This is a genomic window from Novosphingobium sp. G106 (assembly GCF_019075875.1).
Classification (GTDB): domain Bacteria; phylum Pseudomonadota; class Alphaproteobacteria; order Sphingomonadales; family Sphingomonadaceae; genus Novosphingobium.
This window is the reverse complement of sequence record NZ_JAHOOZ010000001.1, coordinates 122,364-143,796: the sequence shown is the minus strand read 5'-3', so window position 1 is coordinate 143,796 and position 21,433 is coordinate 122,364. Positions and strand designations below refer to the sequence as shown.

The following is a 21,433-nucleotide window of genomic DNA, read 5'->3' as shown; positions in this document are numbered from 1 at the left end:
TTACCATGACATTAGATAATTCCGCCGCGAATCCTGCGCTGCGCGCGATAGTCGTCGGCACGGGCTTCGGGTGCAGAATCCAGGTTCCGGCCCTGCGCGCAGCGGGTTTCGACGTGGTGGGCCTCGTCGGCACCGACCGCGCGCGAACCTCCGCTCGCGCGGCCATCAACCAAGTCCCCAATTCGTTCACTGACCTCACAGAGGCAATAGCGCATACTGGCGCCGGCACCGTTGCGATCGCCGCGCCGCCGTATGAACACTCGGCGCTTTCGCTCGATGCGTTGGCGCTCGGCTGCCACGTCCTGTGCGAGAAGCCTTTCGTCACCAGCGTAGGCGAAGCACAAACCTTGCTCGACGCGGCGGTGACTGCAGGCAAGGTGCACATGCTTGGCCACGAGTTTCGCTTCGTCCCGCAACGCGCGCTCGTTGCCCGCGCGATTGCTCAGGGCCTGATCGGCGAGCCCCGCTTTGCATCGCTCGTCGGCTTTGGCGGCTACGTAAGGGATTTTGCTTCCGACTTGCCGCGCTGGTGGTTCGATCCTGCAATGGGGGGAGGCTGGCTCGGCGCGTCGGGGTCGCACATCATCGATCAGATCCGCACCGAGATCGGCGAATTCGCCTCAGTGAGCGCCGACTTGACGAAAGTGTGCGATGCAGCTGAGCGAATAGAAGACTCCTTCGTGGTGCGCTTTCGGCTGGTCAACGGCGTGTCGGGTATCATGCAGCAGACCTCGGGCGCGTTGGGACCAGCGACCGGCCTTTACCGCGTCGCCGGCACCAAAGGAACACTGTGGACCGAGGGTGAAGCGGTGTGGCTCGCCAACATGGAAGGCGCGCGCGAGCTAACCGTTCCCGCCGATCTCGCCCTGCCGACAGTGACTGAGCCCCTTCTGGATCCTCGTCACGAAAGCACCGAATGGCAGTTCCTCACTTCGCACGAGATCGCTCCCTATACGCGGCTCTGCGAGGTGCTGCGAGCGCGGATCGAAGGCAAGTGCTCTCCCAGTCCGGCGGCACCGGCAACCTTCGCTGATGGCCTTGCCTGCATGAAGGTCATTGATGCGATCCGGGAGTCTGCGAAAAAAAGACGGACTCCGCGTCACCATAAATTGAATTGAATTCTAAGAACGACATTGTTCTTACAGAGTGATGGGATTGTTAATACCTAATTAGCACAAGACAATACCTATACTTGCAAAATAATCTACCTACATCCAACAACGGGGGGAGCCGTTCATGAATAGTACGGGACCACAGTTTCGCAGTGCCTTGTTTGCTGGCGCTATTCTTCTCTTACCGGCAAAGACCTTCGCGCAAACCGAGGTTAAAGGTCCAGCCGCACAAGCGGTCGACACGGGCAGCGATATCGTCGTGACAGCACAGCGGCGATCGGAATTGCTTCAGGATGTCCCGATGTCGATCAAAGTGCTGTCCGCGGATGATTTGGCCCGGTCAGGTGTGAATTCGACCTCCGATATCGCGCAGGTCGCGCCTTCCGTAGTGATGCAGCTGCAGGGCGGCTTCCTGCAGCCCGCAATCCGGGGCGTGTCGTCGACCGGTGCCAACGTAGGGGACAACTCAAACGTAGCCATCTATCTTGACGGCGTATACCAGCCGCAGCAATCCGCCACCCAGATGGATTTGCCTGATGTCCAAAGTATTGAGGTGCTTAAAGGTCCACAAGGGTCACTTTACGGTCAGAACGCGACAGGAGGTGCGATCCTCATCAGCACGATGGCCCCGAGCTTCGACATTACCGGAAAGATTAGCGCCAGCTACGGCAATTACAACGACATCAACGTGCGCGGGTTCGTCAGCGGTCCTATCAATAATAATATCGCCGCCAGCCTCTCGGGTGGTATTCAGAACCGCGACGGCTTTCGTACCCATATCGTAACTGGGCAGCGCGAAAGCGGCTTAGAGTCGGCCGTAGCGCGCGGCAAGTTGTTGTTCGAGTTATCGGAAACAGCTCGTGTCACAGTAACTGGATTCTACTCGAAACGGACAGATTCCAGCGCATATGCTGGGTTCGCGCTGAATGGGAATTCGACGGGCTATGTGCTGATCCCTGGCGCACCGCGTGTGACGAGCGCCAAGAATTTCGGAACTAACCCCGACGTATTCTTCACAGCCAGGGTCTACGGTGGAAATATCCATGCCGAGATCGATGTCGGTCCGGGCACGCTAAACACTATGACCGCATACACGAATAACCGAATAAACTGGCTAGCCGACGTCGATTATAGCCCCACAAACTTTGCAGAATCTCAAGCGACCAATAGCGGCCACTACTTCGTTCAGGAAATGAACTTCGTATCGAAGGATATGGGACCCGTAAGCTTCATCGTCGGCGGGCTGTACCTGACCGGAACCGAGGAGCTGTTCCCCAATATCTTTCGACTAAGGTCACCCAACCTCCCCCCGAGCGCGCCAATAGCGCCAACCTTCCTGCTTGAGAACTGGCAGCGGCTCGACAAGGAAGTCTATGCTGGATACGCTGAGATAACGTATCGTCCAACGTCATCGCTAGTTCTAACCGCTGGCGGCCGCTTCACGTACGAGAAGCAGCACGGTTTCGCAAAAAACTTCACGACCGGCAATTTAGAGGAGCGGCCGAAAGGACCAGCAAGCTTCTCGAAGTTTACCCCGCGGGTGACGGCACGGTATGAGCTCGATCAACATTCGAATATCTATGCAAGCTACAGCCAGGGCTTCAAGAGCGGAGTGATCAACGCGGCCAACCTGAGCCAGGATCCAGTCAATCCCGAGGTAATCACTGCCTACGAGGTCGGTTACAAGGGGACCCCTCTTCCCGGCGTTCATTTCAATTTGGCCGCCTTCTACTATGACTATAAGGACCTGCAGGTCGTCGCCTATGCGCCGCCAGTTTACATCCAGCAAAATGCCGCGTCAGCTAGAATCAAGGGAGTGGATGTCGACCTAAACTGGGCTGTAACGCCCCAACTGACCTTGGCGGGCGGTATCAGCCTGCTTGACGGCAAATACCGCAAGTTTCCCGGCGCACAGGTCTTCGTGCCACACCTTCCGGCAGGTACGCTTAACGCGACCGGCGGCGCCAATGACACAATCGCAGTTGACCTGAGCGGCAAGAGGATGCTGCGCACTCCCAAAGTCACCGCGACATTCTCCGCGAACTACACTGTGAAGATCAGTGCCGGTCGCGTCGAGGCGTTTGGATCTGTATATTACAACGATGGCTATGGCTACGAAGTGTCGAACCGGCTGGGGCCGAGCCACTACGCAACGGTTTCCGGTGAGCTGGCCTTTTCACCCTCGGCGCTGGAAGGTCTTCGACTGGTTCTTTGGGGAAAGAACCTGACCGACAAGGCCTATCTGGCAAATTTCCTCGTTTCCAATTTCGCAGATGGCGGAAACTACGGCGATCCTCGCACGTATGGCGTGCGGGCAGAGTTTAGATTCTAGTTTGATTTCTCTAATCATGCCCGGCGCAATTGGCAGACTTTTCCCATCACGATGAATCGACTTACTTTATACTTCGCGCTCCGATAAATCGGGATAAAACAAACTACCGAACAGACCGGCGACATATGCACGAGAATGTCACGATCTTTTCGCACTCCAGACTATATAGGGTGGTGACTATGCTAGGGCGAAAATATTGGAGATTGCTTTCTGGCGTCGCTAGCGCAGCGGCGGTGCTCCACGGTGGGCTCGCGCTTGCGCAAAACGAACGTGACGCGAGCAAGGACGGGCTGCAGGAGATCATTGTAACTGCGACCCGACGTGAGGAAAACCTCATGAACGTTCCTGTTGCCGTCACTGCGCTTCAGGCAAACACGCTGGAAACGCGCCAAATTTCAGACGTGGAATCGCTGCAACGCATCGCACCAAGCCTTTCGGCTGCTCCGTTCGGCGACGGGTCCAGTCAGTTGCTCACAATTCGCGGACAGGTTGCACAAGACATCGTCGCGGCCGTCGATCCGGCTGTTGGAATATATATTGATGGGGTCTACCTGGGCCGATTCACGGGCGGCAACATGGCGTTCCTCGACGTCGAACGGGTGGAGGTGCTGCGCGGTCCGCAAGGAACGTTGTTTGGCCGTAATACCATCGGCGGGGCAGTCTCCATCACACCCAACCACCCGACGGACAAATTTGAGGGAATGGTCAGCGGCCGAATTGGCAATTTCAATACCCTGTCACTCACCAGCGTTCTTAACATCCCGCTCGGGGAGGAAGCCGCCATCCGCGTAGTTGGAAGTCATACCCAGCACGATGGCTATGCTAAGAGCGCGGTCACTGGCGCGGACCTTAACGGCCAGAATCAGGAATATGGACGGGCCTCGCTCAGAGCTGACGTGGCAGATGGATGGCAACTGCTGGCCAGTGCCGACTACTCCGATTCTGCACTCAGACGGACAATGGTTCACCTTGCTCAAAACCTTCCCCATTGGCGAGACGCTCGCAAAAACAGTCTCGGGCGGAACGCAAACGGCCGCTCAGTTCGTCAGTCCATTTAGCACCCGACCGAGCTCCCAGACGAAGGGCCCATTAATGTCCCGCAGTTGGGGGAGCTCGCTGGTGGTCGAGGGCGCGATCGGGGAAACAAGCATTAAGTCAATTACGGCTTATCGCGAGGTGAACCGCACACTTAACAACCTCGACCAAGACGCCACGCCGTTCGAGATGCTGCAGATATACCGCAATTCGTCCAAGCAACATCAATTCAGTCAAGAACTACAGTTTTACGGCAAAGCGCTGGACAACGACCTAGACTGGATAGTTGGCGCCTATTATTTTTCTGAAAAAGGTAGAGATGAAGTAATTTCTCACTTCGTCTACCCGCTCGGGCCAAACTTTACTATAACCGATGGAACGGCGTTCAACCGGAATCTCGCGGTATTCGGCCAAGTGACCTATTCGATAACCAACCAGATCCAGTTCGTCGGTGGAATTCGCTATGCTAGCGACCGGCGGCGGCTTGATGTTTACAGCCGCAATGCATCCACCACCAATGGCGCCCCCGGCACAATTGCTTCCTGCGCGATCACGGGAGCGACCGTTCCGACCTGCCTTGTTCCACTGCCGAACAAGACCTTTTCATATGTGCCGCTGACCGTGGGTGTGAATTACAAGCCAAGCAGTAATGCGCTAATCTATCTCAAGTGGTCGCGCGGCTTCCGTTCAGGAGGTTACAATACGCGCGGCGTCTCTGCCAACACCTTGCTTCCGTTCGGGCCGGAGAAAGTTGACAGTTACGAGCTGGGTGCCAAGTTTGAGGTAGCTCGCGCTCTTCGCGTCAGTGGCGATGTCTTCCAGTCAGATTTCACGGACATCCAGATATTGGCAAATGTCGCCTTCGGTCCTGGCACAACGGTCGCCCTTAGTCAGAACGCCGGCACCGCGCGCATCAGGGGTCTCGAGCTTGAAGCCGAAGCTGCGCTGGGCGCCCTCCGGCTCAGCGGCTCGTTGGCCTTACTGGACGCCAAATACAAGAAGCTCTCGCCGACCGTGGTTGGCCTCGTGGCCGGATCGCCGTTCGCGTACACGCCCAAGACAACCTTTACGCTGAGCGGAGACTACACGGTGTCGCTAGCCTCGACAGATGTTGTACTCCATGCCGATTACGCTTGGCGCTCGCGCGTCTACTTCGCGCCGGTTCCACCTAATGACCCCCTCAACCAACAGGCGAGCTACGGGCTAATCAACGCATCGCTTGCCGCGAAGCTAGCGAATGGATTCACCTTTTCGGTGTTCGGGAAGAACCTCGCTAACAAGCGGTATCTTAACCGAACAACCTCGATTCCGACGCTGGGGTTCCTAAGCGGCTATCCGGGCGATCCACGAACATACGGTGTATCTGCAGCCTACCGGTTCTGAACTCAAACAGGAGATCAATATGCCGAAACGCAAGCTGATAAATGGATTGGCGATATTCAGCCTTTTTGTGACCGCTAGCCCTCTGTCTGCGGAGTCTCCGGCGGCAAATAGGCTGCCCGAGTGGAAAGATTATATAGCAACACTTTCGGCTGCCGGCGACGACGTGATCGGGAGTGTCTACAACTCGCATGACCCTCAAAATCGCCAAGAAGCCTGGAATCTTTTGTTCGGGCAGCTCTCGCGGGCATGGTTAACCTATGCAACTGTTGATCCTAATAACCCTCAATTCGTGCCGACTTTCAACATGGGCTACAACATTGCCGCACCGAATCCGGACTACGTCTATTATGGCACTCCGCTCGATGGGAAGGGCATCTATCGGCTGCGCGGGTTCAAGGGGAGCAACCTCTTCACCTTTATCCAGCTAATAGGCACGAACAATTCCCAAGATCCGAAGCAAAATAAAACGTCGATGTTCAACTTCTTCCGCCTCGATCAAATGTCAGTCAGCGCGGACGGTAAATTCGACTTTATTCTCAGCGCGGAACGACCGCAAGGGTATACCGGGGAGTGGGTTCAGATGGATCCGCGCTCAACGGGAATGTTCATGCGGTCAGTCGCCTACGATTGGCTAAATGAACGAGACCCTGTTGTCGGAATCGAGCGGCTCGACACGCCAGTCGGCGCCGGCCGCCCCTCGGCCAGAGCCATTTCGACTAGGCTCCAGTCGGTAGTTGACTTCGTCAAGAGGGACAGCATGGTCTGGTTCAACCACATGAAGGATCTGCAGGCGAAGAACATGTGGAACCGCGTGGCGGTCGAGCCATGGGGAACCTTCCCCGGACAGGTCTATCTTGAAGGATTGTACCGCATCGCCGACGATGAGGCACTGGTTCTCGAGACGACGGTTCCCAGTAAATGCCTTTACTGGTCCTTCCTGGTCGGGGACATGCAATTCAGGACCGTCGACTATGCTAATCATCAGGCGAGTCTGAATGCCGTGCAGGCGACGCTCGACAGCGATGGAAAGTTCCGCGCAGTGATCGCTAAGCGCGATCCCGGCGTGGCGAACTGGCTCGATACCGGCGGGTATAACGAAGGCGTAATCCAGGGGCGCTGGAACACTTGCGATTCAGCGCCGGTGCCGACTGCGACAGTGGTCAAACTAAGCAACCTATCAAAAGTCTTACCCGCCAATACGCTCAGGATATCATCTGATGAGCGTGATCGGCGAGTGCGTGATCGTCGCTTGGGGGCGCAGATGCGACGCAAGTGGTAAAAATTGTGAATGCTATCAAAAGCGTTTCCTTGCCTAAAAGTACCATGAGATTCTTCACGTTTTCTGTTTTTAACGAGTCCCAAAGAGGATGCGGCCATGGCCCCCGAGCGAGAGATTAGTGCAAGGCGCGAATGGGCAAATAACTGGCCTTTGGTCCTTTGCAGCTTACTCGGCATTCCAGTGCCCATTTTCGCGATTTATTCGTTAGGCCAATTCCTTCCTTCGCTTGAACACGAATTCGGCTGGTCCCGTACCGAGACCTCAGCCGGCATGTCGGCCGCGCTCATCCTATCGTTCCTCGTCACGCCGTTGGCGGGCCGCGTGGTGGATCGGGTCAATGCTCGCCGCTTGGTGATACCTGGCATCGTACTTTCGGCGCTGGCGCTAGCCGGATTTTCCCTCGCAACCGCCAGCCCAGCCCTATGGCTGGTAATTTGGGCCTGCCACGCTCTGGCCGCGGCCCTTATAGGTCCAGCGGTGTGGCTGGCAGTGATCGCTCATGCATTCGACAAGGGTCGCAGTCTCGCAATGGCTGTCGCACTGTGCGGCGTCAGCCTGCCTGCGGCCGTCGCACCGCCGCTTGCCAGAATGCTGATCGATGAATTTGGTTGGCGGAGTGCTTACCAGTTGCTGGCGGTCGTCGTTGCACTGCCGGCATTTTTTGTTTGCACAGTCTTCTTCTTCGACCGTCGATCATTTGGGGAAAGCCGGCACGTAGGTGCCCCGTTGCCGATAGTTCGCCCTCCGCTGCGTGCGATCTACCTTTCGCCGACATTTCTAAAACTGGCCATTTCCGTGCTCGTCTCGTTTACCGCTTCTGCGGGCTGCCTGATTCACCTGGCCCCTGCACTCTCCGACAGGGGTTTCTCCCCGATGACTGCGGCGTCCATTGCGGGATCTGCGGGGCTGGCTGCCATTCCCGGAAAGATTGCTCTCGGAGCCCTATTTGATCGGGCGGGGACAGCCGTTGTTTCCGTCGGAGTGATGGTGACGTTCGCCCTGGCCTGCGCATTGATGGCACTCCCGTCCTCAAGTATTACTATTGCGCTTACAGCTAGTCTTTTAATGGGCATCTGCTCTGGAGGCCTGGTGGCGCTGCTCGCTTGCCTGACTCCGCGCTTCTTTGCGCCGTCGGTATTCGGCTCGGTGTATGCGGTGCTACTGAGCCTGACAGCGCTTGGCGGTGCACTTGGGCCGCTTTTGGCAAGTGTCGTTCACGACGCCGCTGGCTCTTACGCACCGGCGTTGTGGGCGGCCGTGGTGGCATCACTGTTATCGGCGATTCTGTTCGCCTATGCGAAGCCATTGGTAGTGCCAGGGTAATCACCAACCACAAGAAGCCACCGGAGCTCGGCAAGCGGTCAGTAGAGGGTGTGGCGCGAGAGTCGGCAACGTCGCACTTGCGGAAGCGAGCTGCGCTCGATGCCATACTGACGTTGTCCCCATAACCGCACACCGGGTCGATCATCTTCATAGTCGCCCCGCCGGGCGGCACCCATCTGCGCAGCGCTTCGTGTGGCCACAAAGTCACAGACCAACTCAAAAGCTTGCTTGATGCACATTGCATTTCATAAGGTGCATTTGAATATCGCATGCTTTAGGCTAACGGTCGTTAGGAATTAGTTTTCTGAGCCGCTCGAAGCGATTCGAGCCACTCACTACCGAACGCACGCTCTTGAAGGCTGCGCCATACAATCAGGGGAGAGACTAATGGTTAAACCGCACAGTTTTCATACCGGCCTGCTGTTGACCTCAGCCTTGGTGACAAGCGGCCTGTTGGCTAGCGCCGCCCACGCCCAGGCCGCGAGCGACAGCGGTGGACTCGAAGAAATCGTCGTCACCGCGCAGAAGCGTGAGCAGAGCCTCCAAGATGTGCCAATCGCCGTCACTGCGCTCACAGGGAACACGCTCGAGGTCAATCGCGTCAGCAGCGTTTCCGATCTATCAGGTCTTGCGCCGGGCGTGATCGTACGCACAGCGGCTGGCGGTTCGCAGGTGCCGTCGTTCTCGATCCGCGGCGCGATTAGCTATGGCGTCGTGCCCGGATCGGACAAGCAGGTGTCGATCTATATCGACGGGGTCTACATCGGTTCGGGCCGCGGCGGTATTTTCGATCTTCCCGATGTCGAGCGTATCGAAATGCTGCGCGGGCCGCAGGGCACTCTGTTCGGTCGCAACGCAACGGCTGGCGCTGTCAGCATCTCGACACGTGACCCCAGCGGCGAGGTCGGGGTGAAGGCTGCCTTCACCGTGGGCAATTATGATCAATATCGCATGCGTTTGAGCGTCGACACGCCGCAAATCGGACCGTTTAGCGCCTATGGCACGTTCGTTCACAACTATAAGCGCGGCGACATCCGCAATGCTGGCGCAGGCGCGATCTGGGATCGTACGGTGGCTGGATTGGGTGTCGGTCGTTCGCCTGATTGGCTCGGCACTAGGAAGTCCGATTCCTATTTCGCCGCCGTGAAGTTCGAGCCGAGCGATAGCTTCAAGACCGTCTACAAGTTCGACTACAGCCGCGAGGAGGGAACGCCGGAAGGCACTGGACTCGTCGGCATCAATGCGGCGGCGCCTGGAATTGGCGCGCTGCTCGGCCCACTGACCAATGCGCTTCTCACCAGTCAAAGCACTCCGGTCAATATCGCGGCTGACGGAAAGCGACCCTCGGTCGTAAACAACAGTTGGGTTATTCCATCCGACCAGAAGACCTACGGCCATAGTCTGACGAGCACGCTCGTGCTCAACGACCGGCTGTCAGTGAAGAATATCTTCGCCTATCGTTATTCGCATATCTTCGCCCCATCTCCTATCGACGGCTTCAGCGGACTGCCTTTCACCCAGCAGGCCGTTGTGCCCCTGGCGACGTTCCAAGCGATTGCCGGCGGGCTTCCGGCCTCATTCATTCCGGTGATTGCGGCAGGCCTTCAGGCGAGAGTTGGGCAACCGTTTGTAGCGCTTGGCGTTCAAGCCGAATCGTATATCAAGCAGTGGAGCGACGAGGTCCAGATCAACTATGATTCCGATCTCTTCACCCTGACCGCTGGCGGCATTTGGTACCATTCGAATGAACGTAACGGGGCGCTCAACATTCCCGGCACCACTTCGTTCTCAGTCGTTCCAAACGGGGTGATCACCGGCAGCCAGGCGGTCAACTACAACAAAGCGACATCGCTGGCCGGCTATGCGCAGCTCGAAATCCATGTCACTCCGCAGCTCGACCTAATTGGCGGCGCCCGCATTACCTACGACCACAAGACTGGCCAGCTGGTAGCGGGCCCGGCCAACGCGCGCATCAGCTTTCCGCCGTTCGACTACAAGAAAACCAAGCCCAATTACCTGGTCGGTGTGAACTACAAGCCCAGCGACGATATCCTGCTCTACGGCAAGTTCTCGACGGCCTTCGTGTCGGGTGGCTCCGTCTCGGGACTGGAGTTCCTCCCCGAGACCGCGACCTCATGGGAAGCTGGTATCAAGGCGGATATTCTGGACAAACGGTTGCGCACCAATCTGTCGCTGTTCCATGTGGTCTATAAGAATCTGCAAACGGCGCAGAGCGGCGGCAATTTCCCGGCTCTGTTTCCCACGCCGCCATTCCCAATCGGATTTAGCAATACGGTCGGCACCATCGTCGTTCCGCAGGGCGGCCCGGTGAAGGCCCAAGGCTTCGAATTCGAAGCGACTGCAGCACCGGCGCACGGCCTGACGATCGGCGGCAGCCTGTCTTATACCGACACTAAGTTCGAGGCCGTTAATCCCGTGCTGATCGCGCAGAATCGCGGCGACTATCAGCCCGCGCTTAGGGCGAAATGGACCGGCGGTCTGTGGGGCCAATTCGAAACCGAACCGCTCGTGGGCGATACTACGCTGCTGCTACGGGCCGATGGCAACTGGCATTCCTCATTTTGGTTGGCCCAGAACAGGGTTGAGAGGGATTCCGCAGTTTGCCGGCATCCGACAGGTCGGAGCGAGCTGGATTGTAAACGCCCGCGCTGCCCTTAGAAACATGAAGATCGGCGGCGTGGATACTGAACTCGCAGTCTGGGCCAAGAACCTGACGCAGAATCGCGAGGCGACCTTCGCGCTCACTACGCTGGGGGTTTACGGTTCGGCGAACTACGTCCCGGCACGTACGATCGGTGCCGATTTGATCCTGAAATTCTGAAAACCATCAACTAATGCGGGGCGCCCGGGCCATGGGTCCGGGCGTCTTCGATCGGGTACTAGTCAATCCTCTATCAGCAGGGTCGCTTTGGGCAGAAATTGGTCAAGGTGCCCGGGCCAACGCGGCGGAATTTTTGCCGTTACGAAGTCCCAACGCCTTTGCGGCATCCAGTACCATTTCATTGTGGCCTCTGAGGCTATTCGCCACTTCGGGCGCGCGGTTCCGTAGGGGCTTGAGACCCGTAGGACGTCTTCGGCGTCAATCTCATCATACGACGAGTGGGCGCAGCGGCGCAGCATCGACTGACCGGGTTAACTTCCATTGGGCGAAGTATTTGGGACTGCGCCATCGGCGTGGACCAGGCCCTGCGGTCTGACAGAAGTCAGGCGGCAGATTTAACCCTCAGGCGAGCGTGTTGCTCCTCAAACAGAACAGGACTGAGATGGCCCAAAGCGGAATGCAGCCGGGTTCGATTGTAGATGCCGTCGACTAACGACAAAAGCGGCGACATCCTTGAACGTCTCGAACGACATTGAAGCTTTGTACTCGAAGCTCAGGCGGGCGGTCCTGGCCAGGGGCTACTTCCTCAGAGATGACGCTGCCACAAAGCTCCTCCATCTGATCTTGAACCGCTCGAAAAACGAGTCGCAAATGCCTCCACGTATGCGCCGAAACCTGAAGTGGAAGCCGGCGGCACCGGGTTGCGCGACGAAGAGCCACACTGGCTCAAGCCACATGATCGGAAGGGATACTATTCTGCATCTCCGGCAGACAGTTTTTCCGAGGAACCGCACGCCGATTTTGCGTTTTGCGTCCGCCTGACTTCCAGGTGATTTTCCGAAAAGGCTTAGGGGCTGCGCTCGTCCTCAATGTGTGAGAGGCATCAGGGAAGAAACCCCTTCTGCCATTCGCTCCTATCGCGGCTGTTCTCGCTCGACGGGCACTTGCCAATCTGCCGCAGAAGAATATGCATCGCGCGCAATACATTTTTGGAGCAAGGCGTGTTGGCTAGCTCGAGTGATATGTGACCGAGGACGAGATCAAGGCGCATAAAAGCGTAGCTGGCGATCTACAAGGTCCCACGCGAGGTCGTCGTGACCCGCGAGGCGCTGCCGCGCACGGCCTCGGGCAAGGTCGATCGCGGCAAGTTTCTCAAGGCGCTGCGCGAACAGGCCTGAACACCACGATATTTCGATAGAACAAGAGGATGGGCTGAATGAGCAATCTCGAATTCGATGAGACCTTCGATTTCATCAGCGTCGGCAGCGGGGGCGGATCGATGTGTTCGGCGCTGCTCATGCGCAGGCTCGGCAAGAGCGTCGTGGTGCTGGAGAAAACCGGGCTGATCGGCGGCACGACCTCGCGCTCGGGCGGGGTCATGTGGATCCCGAACAACCGCTTCATGAAGGAAGAAGGGGTCGAAGACAGCTACGAAAAAAGCCATGACCTACATGGAGGCAACCGCGGGCCAGTCGATCGATGCGCCGGGTACGACGCCAGCCAAACGCAGAGCCTACGTTACTGAAGGCCCCAAGATGGTCGATTTCCTGGTGGCGAATGGCATCAAGATGCGCCGCTGCCCGTGGTGGCCCGATTACTACGACGATCGCCCGGGCGGCTCGGTCCCCGGCCGTACTATCGTCGCCGACCTGTTCAACTCGAACGAACTCGGCGGGTGGCGCGACCGGCTCGAACCCAACTTCCTCGGCAATGTCCCGGCCTATCATTACGAGGGGTTCGAGATCGGTCTCGCCAAGACCTCGTGGAAGGGCAAGACCGAAATGCTCAAGGTCGGCATGCGCATGATCATGGCCAAGCTCACGGGCAAGCGCTGGGTCACGGCGGGCGGCGCGCTGCAGGGCCGGATGCTGCAGGCCAGCCTGGCCGCGGGCGTTGACCTGCGCGTCAACAGCAAGGTGACGAGCTTCATCAGCGACGAGAGCGGCGCGGTGAAGGGTGTCGTCACTCAGAAGGACGGAAAGCCGTGGCGTGTGGGCGCGGACCTGGGCGTGCTGGTGAACGCCGGCGGCTTCAGCCACAATCAGGAGATGCGCGACAAGTACCAGCCTGGCACCTCCGCCAAGTGGACTGCCGCCACGGCGGGCAGCACCGGCGAGATGATCCTGGAGATGATGAAGATCGGCGCCGCCATCGGCCAGATGGAGGAAATGGTCGGCAATCAGATGTCGATCCCGCCGGGCAAGGAAAACCAGGGCAATGGTGTCGCGCTGGGCGAACTCGCGGGCGGTCAGATGCACTACGCCAAGCCGCATTCGATCGTCGTCGACCAATCAGGTGTGCGGTACATGAACGAGGGCGGCTCCTACATGGAGTTCTGCCAGAACATGCTGACACGCGACAAGATCGTGCCCGCGGTGCCGAGCTGGTGGATCGGCGATCAAAGGGGGCGGGACAACTACCACGGCGGAAACCCGCCGAAGGCATGGCTCGACTCCGGCTTCATAAAGCGAGACAGAACGATCGTAGGGCTGGCGGGCCAGATCGGCATCAATCCGGCGGTACTGCGCAAGACTATCGACACGTACAACGACGGCGCGCGCAAGGGCATCGATGCGGAGTTTGGCCGCGGCAACCGCGCCTACGACAACTGGCTCGGCGATTTCCACCGCAAGGACGGCTCACACACGCTGGGGCCGATCGAGACGGGACCGTTCTACGCCGCGCCCGTGGTGCCCGGTGACGTTGGCACTTATGGTGGCGTGGTGACCGACGAGAACGCCCGCGTGCTGCGCCAGGACGGCTCGGTGATCGAGGGGCTTTACGCCACCGGCATCAGCACCGCCTCGGTCATGGGCCGGATCTATCCCGGCGCGGGATCGAGCGTGGGGCCGAGCTTCGTCTTCGGCTACATCGCGGCCAAACACGCTGCGCATTTGGGAAATCAAGGCGATTCATAGACATCGTGCTGGACGCATGAACATTGGTCGAGGACATCGAGAAGATGAAACAGATCGCCCACTATGAAGGTCGGCTTCTAAACCCTGTGGAGACCCTTTATTGGCCCGGCGAGCGCCAGCTAGCGTTCGAACCGGTCGAAGCGCTCGGGTGCGTGGTAACCGACACGGGCTTCAAGGGGGATGGCGTGGACACGTTTCTCGCCGTCGACCCCAATCGAGACGATCAGAACGTCCAAAACAATGTATTCTATATGTCACAGATCAGGCCCGAGCAGTTGGCGATCGAGGAGCGACTGCAGCGCCTCAGCCTAGAAGATGATGATCTTGCGGAAGACCGGAAGCGATATCGCCAAGCAGCCCGCACCGTGCCTCTGGCGTTCCGCATTTCGCTTTGCGGTATGGGTCGGGTCGGGAAGTCCAGGACGTTTCGGAACGGATCAATATATCGCTCAAGCCAAAATTGCAGGATCGGCTCAACATGCTGATCTTTTGGCCGGGCGACGAGGACGCGGCCGCCGGCAGTCTCGTGCAATCAGGATGCGATCGTCTCGGGCTGCCTCCTCATGGGACAGCTCATCGAGCTGCAGCCCCTTCCCTGCCCCCCCCGCCCCCCGCAGGAGAACTGGTTCGTCTCGTTGAACCCGGCCGTGCGCCAGTTCGGCTCGGAAATCTTGCAGACCTTGTTCGGCTTTCGATCCCAGGTGATGGGCCGTGTGAACGGAATGGAGAGGATCTAATATGCGTAACGAGAACGTGCTCGATATCGTGTTCGACCACTTGGCCGCGGGCGATGTTGCGGCGGCGCTCGAATGGCTCAGCCCCGACGCGCATATCTCGCATTGCTTCGATCGGATCGCGCATGATCGCGAAGGCACTGCACGCGAATGGGCCCGTTTCGTCGACAATTTTCCCGGGCGGACCTTCACCGATATCCGCAGTCAACCAACGGCCAGCGGCTTCATCCGGCAGCATGTGATGACGGTCCGCACCGCCGATGGACATCGCTTGTCCTGGGAAGTCTGCGTTGTCGTTGTCATGGATGGCGAGCGCATAAAGCGGCTCGACGAATACCTCGACCGTGCCGGCAGCTTCAGCCCGGCCGCCTAGGCCGAACAGGCGCGCGTAAGGGAACGGACTGCCGATGAACGGAAGCGAAAGTACAATACGTTTCGACCGCCGGGTCGCGATCGTTACTGGCGCGGGCGGCGGGCTCGGCCGCGCCTATGCGCTCGAACTGGCCCGGCGCGGCGCGCGCGTGGTGGTCAACGATATCGGGCCTGCCGCTGCGGACAAGGTCGTCGCCGAAATCGCCGCCCAGGGCGGCTTGGCCGCGGCAAATCGCGATAGCGTGGCAACGCGCGCCGGCGGCAGGGCCATCGTCGACCTCGCCATTGAGGCGTTCGGTCGGATCGACGTCCTGATCAGCAACGCCGGCATCCTGCGCCATGCCCGTTTCGACGAGATGACCGAGGCGGACATTAACAGCGTCATAGACGTCCATCTCAAGGGCAGCTTCCACGTCGGCCAGCCCGCCTTCGCCGCGATGAAACGGCAGGGCTATGGCCGCATGCTGTTCACGGCATCCTCGTCGGGCCTGTTCGGCCATCCCTGGCAAGCGAGCTATGCCGCCGCGAAAGCGGGGATCGTAGGGTTGGCGAACACGATCGCGCTTGAAGGCAAGGACCACGGAGTGCTGTGCAACGTCATCATGCCCAACGCGCGCACGTCTATGGCCGACAGCGTGGACTTTAGCTGGAAGGCCGAAGTGAGCGAAGTCGGCGCCGCGCTGGACGAGTTAATTGCCACGCCTTCGGGCGGCGGCGAACGGCTCGATGCCGACTGGGTCGTGCCACTGGCGATGCATCTCGTCAGCGAAGATTCGGGGATGACGCACGGCATTTTTTTCCGCCTGCAGCGGGCGCTATGCCCGCGTGGCAATCAGCGCCGCGACAGGCTGGGTTGCTCCCGCGCTGCCGAGCGCCGAGGACATCGCCGCGCACTGGCCGGAGATCTGCGATGCCGGCGTGCTCGTCGAGCCGCTGAGCGTCTACGACGAGGCGCTGGTCGTGCGCCAGACGCTGGCAATGCTCCCATGACGGACAAGCTGAAGCCGCTGGCGGACGCCTATGGCATCGATCCCGCAGTCCTGCGCGCCCGGTACCGCGCCGAGCGCGACAGGCGCCTGACGCCTGACGGCCTCGGGCAGTTCGTCCGGATCGATCGCGGCCACCACCATCGCTACGAGGAGGATCCGGGATTTGCCGGCAGCCCCGACCGCGAGCCGCTGACCGATCAGATTGAGATCGCGGTGATCGGTGCGGGCTTCGGCGGCCTCCTCCTGGGCGCGGAGCTGCGCAAGGCGGGCATCGAGGGCCTGCGCTTCATCGACCGCGCAGGCGACTTCGGCGGGGTCTGGTACTGGAACCGCTACCCGGGCGCCGCCTGTGACACCGAGGCACCGATCTACCTGCCGCTGCTGGAAGAACTCGGTGTCCTGCCCGAGCGCAAATATGCCAAAGGCCCCGAAATCCACGCGCATTGCAAGCTGATCGCCGAGACCTACGACCTCTACCGCGACACCTGCTTCCACACCGACGTCACCGAAATCGCCTGGGACGAGGCGAGCGGCCTCTGGACCATCCGCACCGACCGCGGCGACGCCATGAAGGCGCGCTTCGTGGTCGTCTCGGCCGGGGTGATGGACCGCCCGAAGCTGGCCGACCTGCCGGGGCTCGAAGACTTCCGGGGCCATGCGTTCCACACCAGTCGCTGGGACTATGGCTACACCGGCGGCACCTCCGATGGCGGGCTGACAGGGCTTGCGGACAAAGTCGTCGGCATTATCGGCACCGGCGCGACCGCGGTCCAATGCGTGCCGCACCTCGGCGCATCGGCAAAGCAGCTCTACGTCTTCCAGCGCACCCCGTCCTCAATCGACCGGCGCGACGACCGGGCGCTCGATCCCGCCGAATTCGCGAGCCTGGAGCCGGGTTGGCAGCAAAAGCGGATGGAGAACTTCACCGCGCTGGTCGGCGGCGCGATCCTCGAGGAGGACCTGGTCGGCGACGGCTGGACCTCGATCCCGCGCAATATCCTCAAGCTGCTCGGCCACGCGCAGGAAATGAGTATCGAAATAGGCGATCCCTACGAGGTCGCACCGCTCGCCGATTTCGTGAAGATGGAGGAGATCCGCGCGCGGGTGGGCGATGTCGTCGCCGACAAGGCGACCGCCGAAGCGCTCAAGCCCTGGTACGACCGCTTCTGCAAACGGCCCTGCTTCCACGACGATTACCTGCCGACCTTCAATAGCCCAAACGTGACGCTGATCGACACCGAGGGGCACGGAGTCGAGCGAATTACGCCGAACGGCGTGGTTGCAGGCGGGCGCGAGTATCTACTCGACTGACTGATTTACAGCACCGGCTATGACGCGAGCAGCCCTTTCGCCAAACGCATCAGCTTCGACATCGCCGGGCGCGGCGCGCTGACCCTGAAGGAAAAGTGGGCGAACGGCGCGGCCACGTTCCACGGCTACGGCACGCACGGCTTCCCCAACCTCTTCATCATGGCGCATGTCCAGACGGGCCTCTCGCTTAACTTCCCGCACATGATCGGCGAGCAGACGCGGCATATCGCCTACATCCTGTGCGAGGCGCGAGAGCGGGACGCGACCCGCATCGAGGTGACGCGCGAGGCCGAAGACTCCTGGGTCGCAGAGATCGACAGGGCCGCCGTCTCGATGGTCGAAGCGCTGCGCGAATGTACGCCGAGCTACTTCAACCATGAAGGCGACGTTAGCCGGCTCAACGCCCGCAACAGCGCCTATGGCGGAGGCCCGCTCGCCTTCTACAGGATCATCGCCGACTGGCGCGCAGAAGGCTCACTTGCGGGACTGGAGCTAAGTAGCCGCTAACTGACGCGCGGTAATACGCCAAAATCGGTAACATCTTGTCTGATCCGTCATCCGCGTCGAAAAGAGTGCGAGACGGCTAACGGAAAATACGCTGCGATTGTTGAAGATTCAAAGCGCTGCCGCTTCGCCGGCCTGCCTGCATTTCCTGGCTTGGGCTTCAACGGGTCAACTGGTGTATTGAAGGCGGAGCGCTTTCTTGTCAGGCTTACCCAGGGCGGACAGCGGCAGGGCGTCTACAAATTCGATGCTCTTGGGCGCCTGCACTGCTCCCTTGCGCTCGCGGACGAGGGCAATCAGCTCTTCTGCCCTCACTTCTGCGCCCGGTTCGATCACGACAACTGCCTTCACCGCCTCGCCCCATTTCGCGTCGGGCACCCCGATAACCGCCGCCTGGCGGACCAGCGGGTGCTCAACTAGCACGTCTTCCACTTCGCGCGCGAAGACATTGAAGCCGCCGGTGATGATCATGTCCTTCTTGCGATCGACGATGCGAAGGAAGCCGTCCGCGCTCTCGATGGCAATATCGCCGGTGTGGAGCCAGCCGCCCTCAAGCGCCTTGGCGGTCTCTTCGGGCTTGTTGAGATAGCCGCCCATCAACAGAGGCCCCTGGACGCAAATCTCACCAGGCTCGCCGCGGGAAACCTCGTTGCCATCGTCGTCGAGCAGCGCGACGCGCACGAGCGGCGTCGGCCGCCCGCAGCTCGCGAGCCGCAGCGGATCATTCACGTCGTGCTCGTCACGACGCATGACAGTGATCGACATCGGCGCCTCGGATTGGCCGTAGAACTGGAAGAAGACAGGTCCCAGCCGGGCGATCGCATCCTTCAGCCGCGCCGCCGGAAAGGCCGAGGCTCCATAGAAGATCACTTCGAGGCTGGAGAGATCGAACTCGCCGAAGCGCGGATGGTCGATCATGGCGAGAACCATCGTAGGCACCATCAGCACCGACGTGATCCGGTGCCGCTCGATCGCTTCCATCACGGCGACCGGTTCGAAGCCGGGCAGGACGAACATCGCGCCGCCCTTGACAAGGACCGAGCTCAGCACCGCAGCGCCGGAGTGGCTGAGTGGCGCACAGATGAGGTGGCGTACCTCCTTCGGCCACTCCCAGCTGATCAACTGGATCAGCGCGGAAGTGGCCGCCGTCCGATGGGTCGTCATGATGCCCTTGGGGTTTCCGGTCGTGCCGCCCGAATAGGCAATGCGAAACAGCGCTTCCGGATCGCTTGCAGGCGCGATCAGCCTGTCCGGTGCATGGCCGGCGACCTCCCGGGCCATGGGGCGGCCGACCTTGCTCTCGCCCAGCGCCAGCAGGTGCCTGAGGCCCGGCGCCCGGTCACGCAGAGCAGTCGCCATCTCCTCGTAGTGATCGGCATCGAAAACCAGCGTATCGATCCCGGCGTCTTCGAGGACATAGAGGTAATCCTCCACCGACCCCATCGGATGGAGCGCGGTGCTGACGATGCCGGCAAAGTTCAGACCGTTCGAGACGTAGAGGACCTCGATCCGGTTTTTCGCGAGCAGCGCTGCACGCTGCGGGCGCGGTTCCAGGGCCTCAAGATACTGCCTGTAGCGGCTGATCTCCTGTGCGAATTCCCCAGCGGTCAGGCGCTCGCCATTGGCCCCTACGGCGACGAGCCGGTCCAGGTCTCGCGATAGCGCCTGCGCGATCATGTCGAGCGTGCTGATGGGGCGCAGCAGAAGCGGATCGGTCATAGTCAGTCCGCCGTCTTGACGATATTTTTGGGCACCAATGTGGGCTGGCCGTGAAGCAGCTGGTTTGCGATGATCGCATAGTGCATTTCGGTCGCGCCTTCGGCCACGCATTTGGCTCTTGCGTCGCGCATGTAGCGGTTGACTCCGGTCGAATTCATGATGCCGCTTCCCCCCACATTTGCACGAGCTTGACGCAGACCTCAAAGCACGTTTCGCCGATATAGGCCTTGCAGATATTGGGCATTTCGGGCGCCATGGTTCCCGCCTCGAACTGGCGCACGGCGTTGTAGAGCAGTTCGCGGCAGGCGGTGATCCTGGCATGCGCTTCGGCGAGCCAATAGCCCAACGGCTGCAGGTCGGCCATGTCCCGCCCGTAGAGCCGGCGCTGCTTCACATAGTCCAGCGTCTTGTCGAACAGGCCCTGGGCGCAGCCGATCGACGTGGCGACGTGAGCCAGCAGGTTCGATTGGTTTGCCGCCCTGTGCGAAAACCCGCCAGTCAGGATGTCGCCGAGGATGTCGTCCGCTTCGAGGAAGACATTGTTGAACGAGATCGGCCCGGTATTGGTACCACGCCAGCCGAGCTTGTCTTCATAGGGGTCGACGCGAAAACCCGCGTCCTCGCGCTCGACGATGACACAGCCATAGCCCTCATTGCCAGCCCGGTCCTTGGTTTTGCCCATGACGAGATAGGTTTCTGCGGAGCCCTGGGTGCAAAACAACTTGGCCCCATCGATCCGATAGCCGTCGCCATCCGGGACTATCCGGGTGAGATGGCTGCCGATATTGGCGGCGCCGGCTGGCTCGCTCTGCGAATATGCCATGAGACGCTCGCCCGAGGCGTTCCTGGGCAAGATGCGCTGCTTTTGCACCTCGGTGCCCAGAATTTCGACCGTCTTCGGGCAGAGCACGATCTGGACGGTAAGCATGCCGGCGAAAGCAGGACTCGCCTTGGCCAGCTCTTCGCTCACGAGGCAGACCGAAACGAGATCGGCGCCGACGCCGCCGTACTCGGGCGAGGTGTAGAGGCCGAAGAGACCGAGCTCCGCTGCCTTGGAGATCAGTTCGTCGGGCGTGTGCTCGTCGAGATCGATCCGGTTGGCGATCGGCTCCACCTCCTTGCGGGCGAAAGTCGCGGCCATGTCGCGCAGCGCGCGTTGGTCTTCGCTCAGCCAGTCCATCGCTTGCATTTCTCCCTCAAATCCGTCGCGCCAGATAGGCCGCTTCGTGGATCGCATTGCCATAGGAACGGGGTTTGCGGGCATCGCCAACCACCTGCACCTGGATACCCGAGCCCAGCAGCGCTTGTGACAGCGGGTCATGAGCGACCCGGCCCGGCGCAATGGCGAGGACCTTGCAGGCAATGCGTTCGGAGCGACCATCGGCATGGCGGACCAGGATCGCATCTTGTCCGATCTCGACGAGTTCGACGCCCGATTCCGTAACGAGGCGCGCTTCCTCGGCCCAGCGAAGCACCGCCTTGGAGCGCGAACCGATGTACGCGGCAGGCACGAAGCGGGGGGCCGGATCGAGCAAGCGCACCTGCCGGCCGGCCCGCGCGAGGTCGAGCGCCAATTCCAC

18 protein-coding genes and 1 pseudogene are annotated in these 21,433 nt (G+C 60.1%); 15 read left to right on the top strand and 4 right to left on the bottom strand.

Features of this window, described 5'->3' with window-relative positions; all coding sequences use genetic code 11:
- Positions 1-5 precede the first annotated feature (5 nt).
- The 15 genes and pseudogenes from KRR38_RS00680 to KRR38_RS35720 all read left to right on the top strand — a co-directional run bounded on the left by KRR38_RS00680 (position 6) and on the right by KRR38_RS35720 (position 18,137).
- Positions 6-1,118 (top strand): Gfo/Idh/MocA family protein, encoded by a 1,113-nt coding sequence (locus KRR38_RS00680; RefSeq protein ID WP_217397625.1) that lies wholly within the window; start codon positions 6-8, stop codon positions 1,116-1,118.
- Between the two features lie 118 nt (positions 1,119-1,236).
- Positions 1,237-3,444: a TonB-dependent receptor gene (locus KRR38_RS00675; RefSeq protein WP_217397623.1), complete on the top strand. Its 2,208-nt coding sequence runs from the start codon at positions 1,237-1,239 to the stop codon at positions 3,442-3,444.
- A gap of 335 nt (positions 3,445-3,779) precedes the next feature.
- Positions 3,780-4,502: a TonB-dependent receptor plug domain-containing protein gene (locus tag KRR38_RS00670; RefSeq protein ID WP_217397621.1), complete on the top strand. Its 723-nt coding sequence runs from the start codon at positions 3,780-3,782 to the stop codon at positions 4,500-4,502.
- Positions 4,503-4,536: 34 nt separating this feature from the next.
- On the top strand, positions 4,537-5,862 hold the full coding sequence (locus tag KRR38_RS00665) for a TonB-dependent receptor (protein WP_254514586.1): 1,326 nt from the start codon (positions 4,537-4,539) through the stop codon (positions 5,860-5,862).
- Between the two features lie 19 nt (positions 5,863-5,881).
- Entirely contained in the window at positions 5,882-7,141 is a 1,260-nt protein-coding gene (locus KRR38_RS00660; RefSeq protein ID WP_217397617.1) for a DUF1214 domain-containing protein, read from the top strand.
- Positions 7,142-7,237: 96 nt separating this feature from the next.
- Positions 7,238-8,464: an MFS transporter gene (locus tag KRR38_RS00655; protein ID WP_217397615.1), complete on the top strand. Its 1,227-nt coding sequence runs from the start codon at positions 7,238-7,240 to the stop codon at positions 8,462-8,464.
- A 387-nt stretch (positions 8,465-8,851) separates the two neighbouring features.
- Complete coding sequence (locus tag KRR38_RS00650; protein ID WP_217397613.1) at positions 8,852-11,143, top strand: TonB-dependent receptor; 2,292 nt, start codon at positions 8,852-8,854, stop codon at positions 11,141-11,143.
- 19 nt (positions 11,144-11,162) lie between these two features.
- A complete protein-coding gene (locus tag KRR38_RS00645; RefSeq protein WP_217397611.1) occupies positions 11,163-11,306 on the top strand; it encodes a hypothetical protein in 144 nt (47 codons plus the stop codon).
- A gap of 522 nt (positions 11,307-11,828) precedes the next feature.
- Positions 11,829-11,969: pseudogene (locus KRR38_RS00640) on the top strand (IS256 family transposase); the annotation flags it as partial.
- Between the two features lie 553 nt (positions 11,970-12,522).
- On the top strand, positions 12,523-12,831 hold the full coding sequence (locus KRR38_RS35730) for an FAD-binding protein (protein WP_254514585.1): 309 nt from the start codon (positions 12,523-12,525) through the stop codon (positions 12,829-12,831).
- Positions 12,749-14,224 (top strand): FAD-binding protein, encoded by a 1,476-nt coding sequence (locus KRR38_RS00635; protein ID WP_254514584.1) that lies wholly within the window; start codon positions 12,749-12,751, stop codon positions 14,222-14,224. Before KRR38_RS35730 ends, KRR38_RS00635 begins: the two co-directional genes overlap by 83 nt.
- Positions 14,225-14,268: 44 nt before the next feature.
- Positions 14,269-14,709 (top strand): hypothetical protein, encoded by a 441-nt coding sequence (locus KRR38_RS00630; RefSeq protein WP_217397609.1) that lies wholly within the window; start codon positions 14,269-14,271, stop codon positions 14,707-14,709.
- Positions 14,710-14,962: 253 nt separating this feature from the next.
- Complete coding sequence (locus tag KRR38_RS00625) at positions 14,963-15,331, top strand: nuclear transport factor 2 family protein (protein ID WP_217397602.1); 369 nt, start codon at positions 14,963-14,965, stop codon at positions 15,329-15,331.
- A 34-nt stretch (positions 15,332-15,365) separates the two neighbouring features.
- On the top strand, positions 15,366-17,630 hold the full coding sequence (locus KRR38_RS35725; RefSeq protein WP_254514583.1) for an NAD(P)/FAD-dependent oxidoreductase: 2,265 nt from the start codon (positions 15,366-15,368) through the stop codon (positions 17,628-17,630).
- A gap of 159 nt (positions 17,631-17,789) precedes the next feature.
- The gene (locus KRR38_RS35720) at positions 17,790-18,137 is read left to right on the top strand and encodes a hypothetical protein (RefSeq protein WP_254514582.1); all 348 of its coding nucleotides are present in this window, start codon (positions 17,790-17,792) and stop codon (positions 18,135-18,137) included.
- Positions 18,138-18,302: 165 nt separating this feature from the next.
- On the opposite strand, the gene KRR38_RS00610 is transcribed toward KRR38_RS35720, so the two are convergent.
- Genes KRR38_RS00610 through KRR38_RS00595 form a run of 4 tightly spaced genes read right to left on the bottom strand, consistent with a single transcriptional unit; the run spans position 18,303 to position 21,427 of the window.
- A complete protein-coding gene (locus tag KRR38_RS00610; RefSeq protein WP_217397600.1) occupies positions 18,303-19,853 on the bottom strand; it encodes an AMP-binding protein in 1,551 nt (516 codons plus the stop codon).
- 2 nt (positions 19,854-19,855) lie between these two features.
- Positions 19,856-20,011: a hypothetical protein gene (locus tag KRR38_RS36945; RefSeq protein WP_217397598.1), complete on the bottom strand. Its 156-nt coding sequence runs from the start codon at positions 20,009-20,011 to the stop codon at positions 19,856-19,858.
- The gene (locus KRR38_RS00600; RefSeq protein ID WP_217397596.1) at positions 20,008-21,033 is read right to left on the bottom strand and encodes an acyl-CoA dehydrogenase family protein; all 1,026 of its coding nucleotides are present in this window, start codon (positions 21,031-21,033) and stop codon (positions 20,008-20,010) included. Before KRR38_RS00600 ends, KRR38_RS36945 begins: the two co-directional genes overlap by 4 nt.
- Before the next feature lie 16 nt (positions 21,034-21,049).
- Positions 21,050-21,427: a hypothetical protein gene (locus KRR38_RS00595; RefSeq protein ID WP_217397594.1), complete on the bottom strand. Its 378-nt coding sequence runs from the start codon at positions 21,425-21,427 to the stop codon at positions 21,050-21,052.
- Between the last annotated feature and the right edge of the window lie 6 nt (positions 21,428-21,433).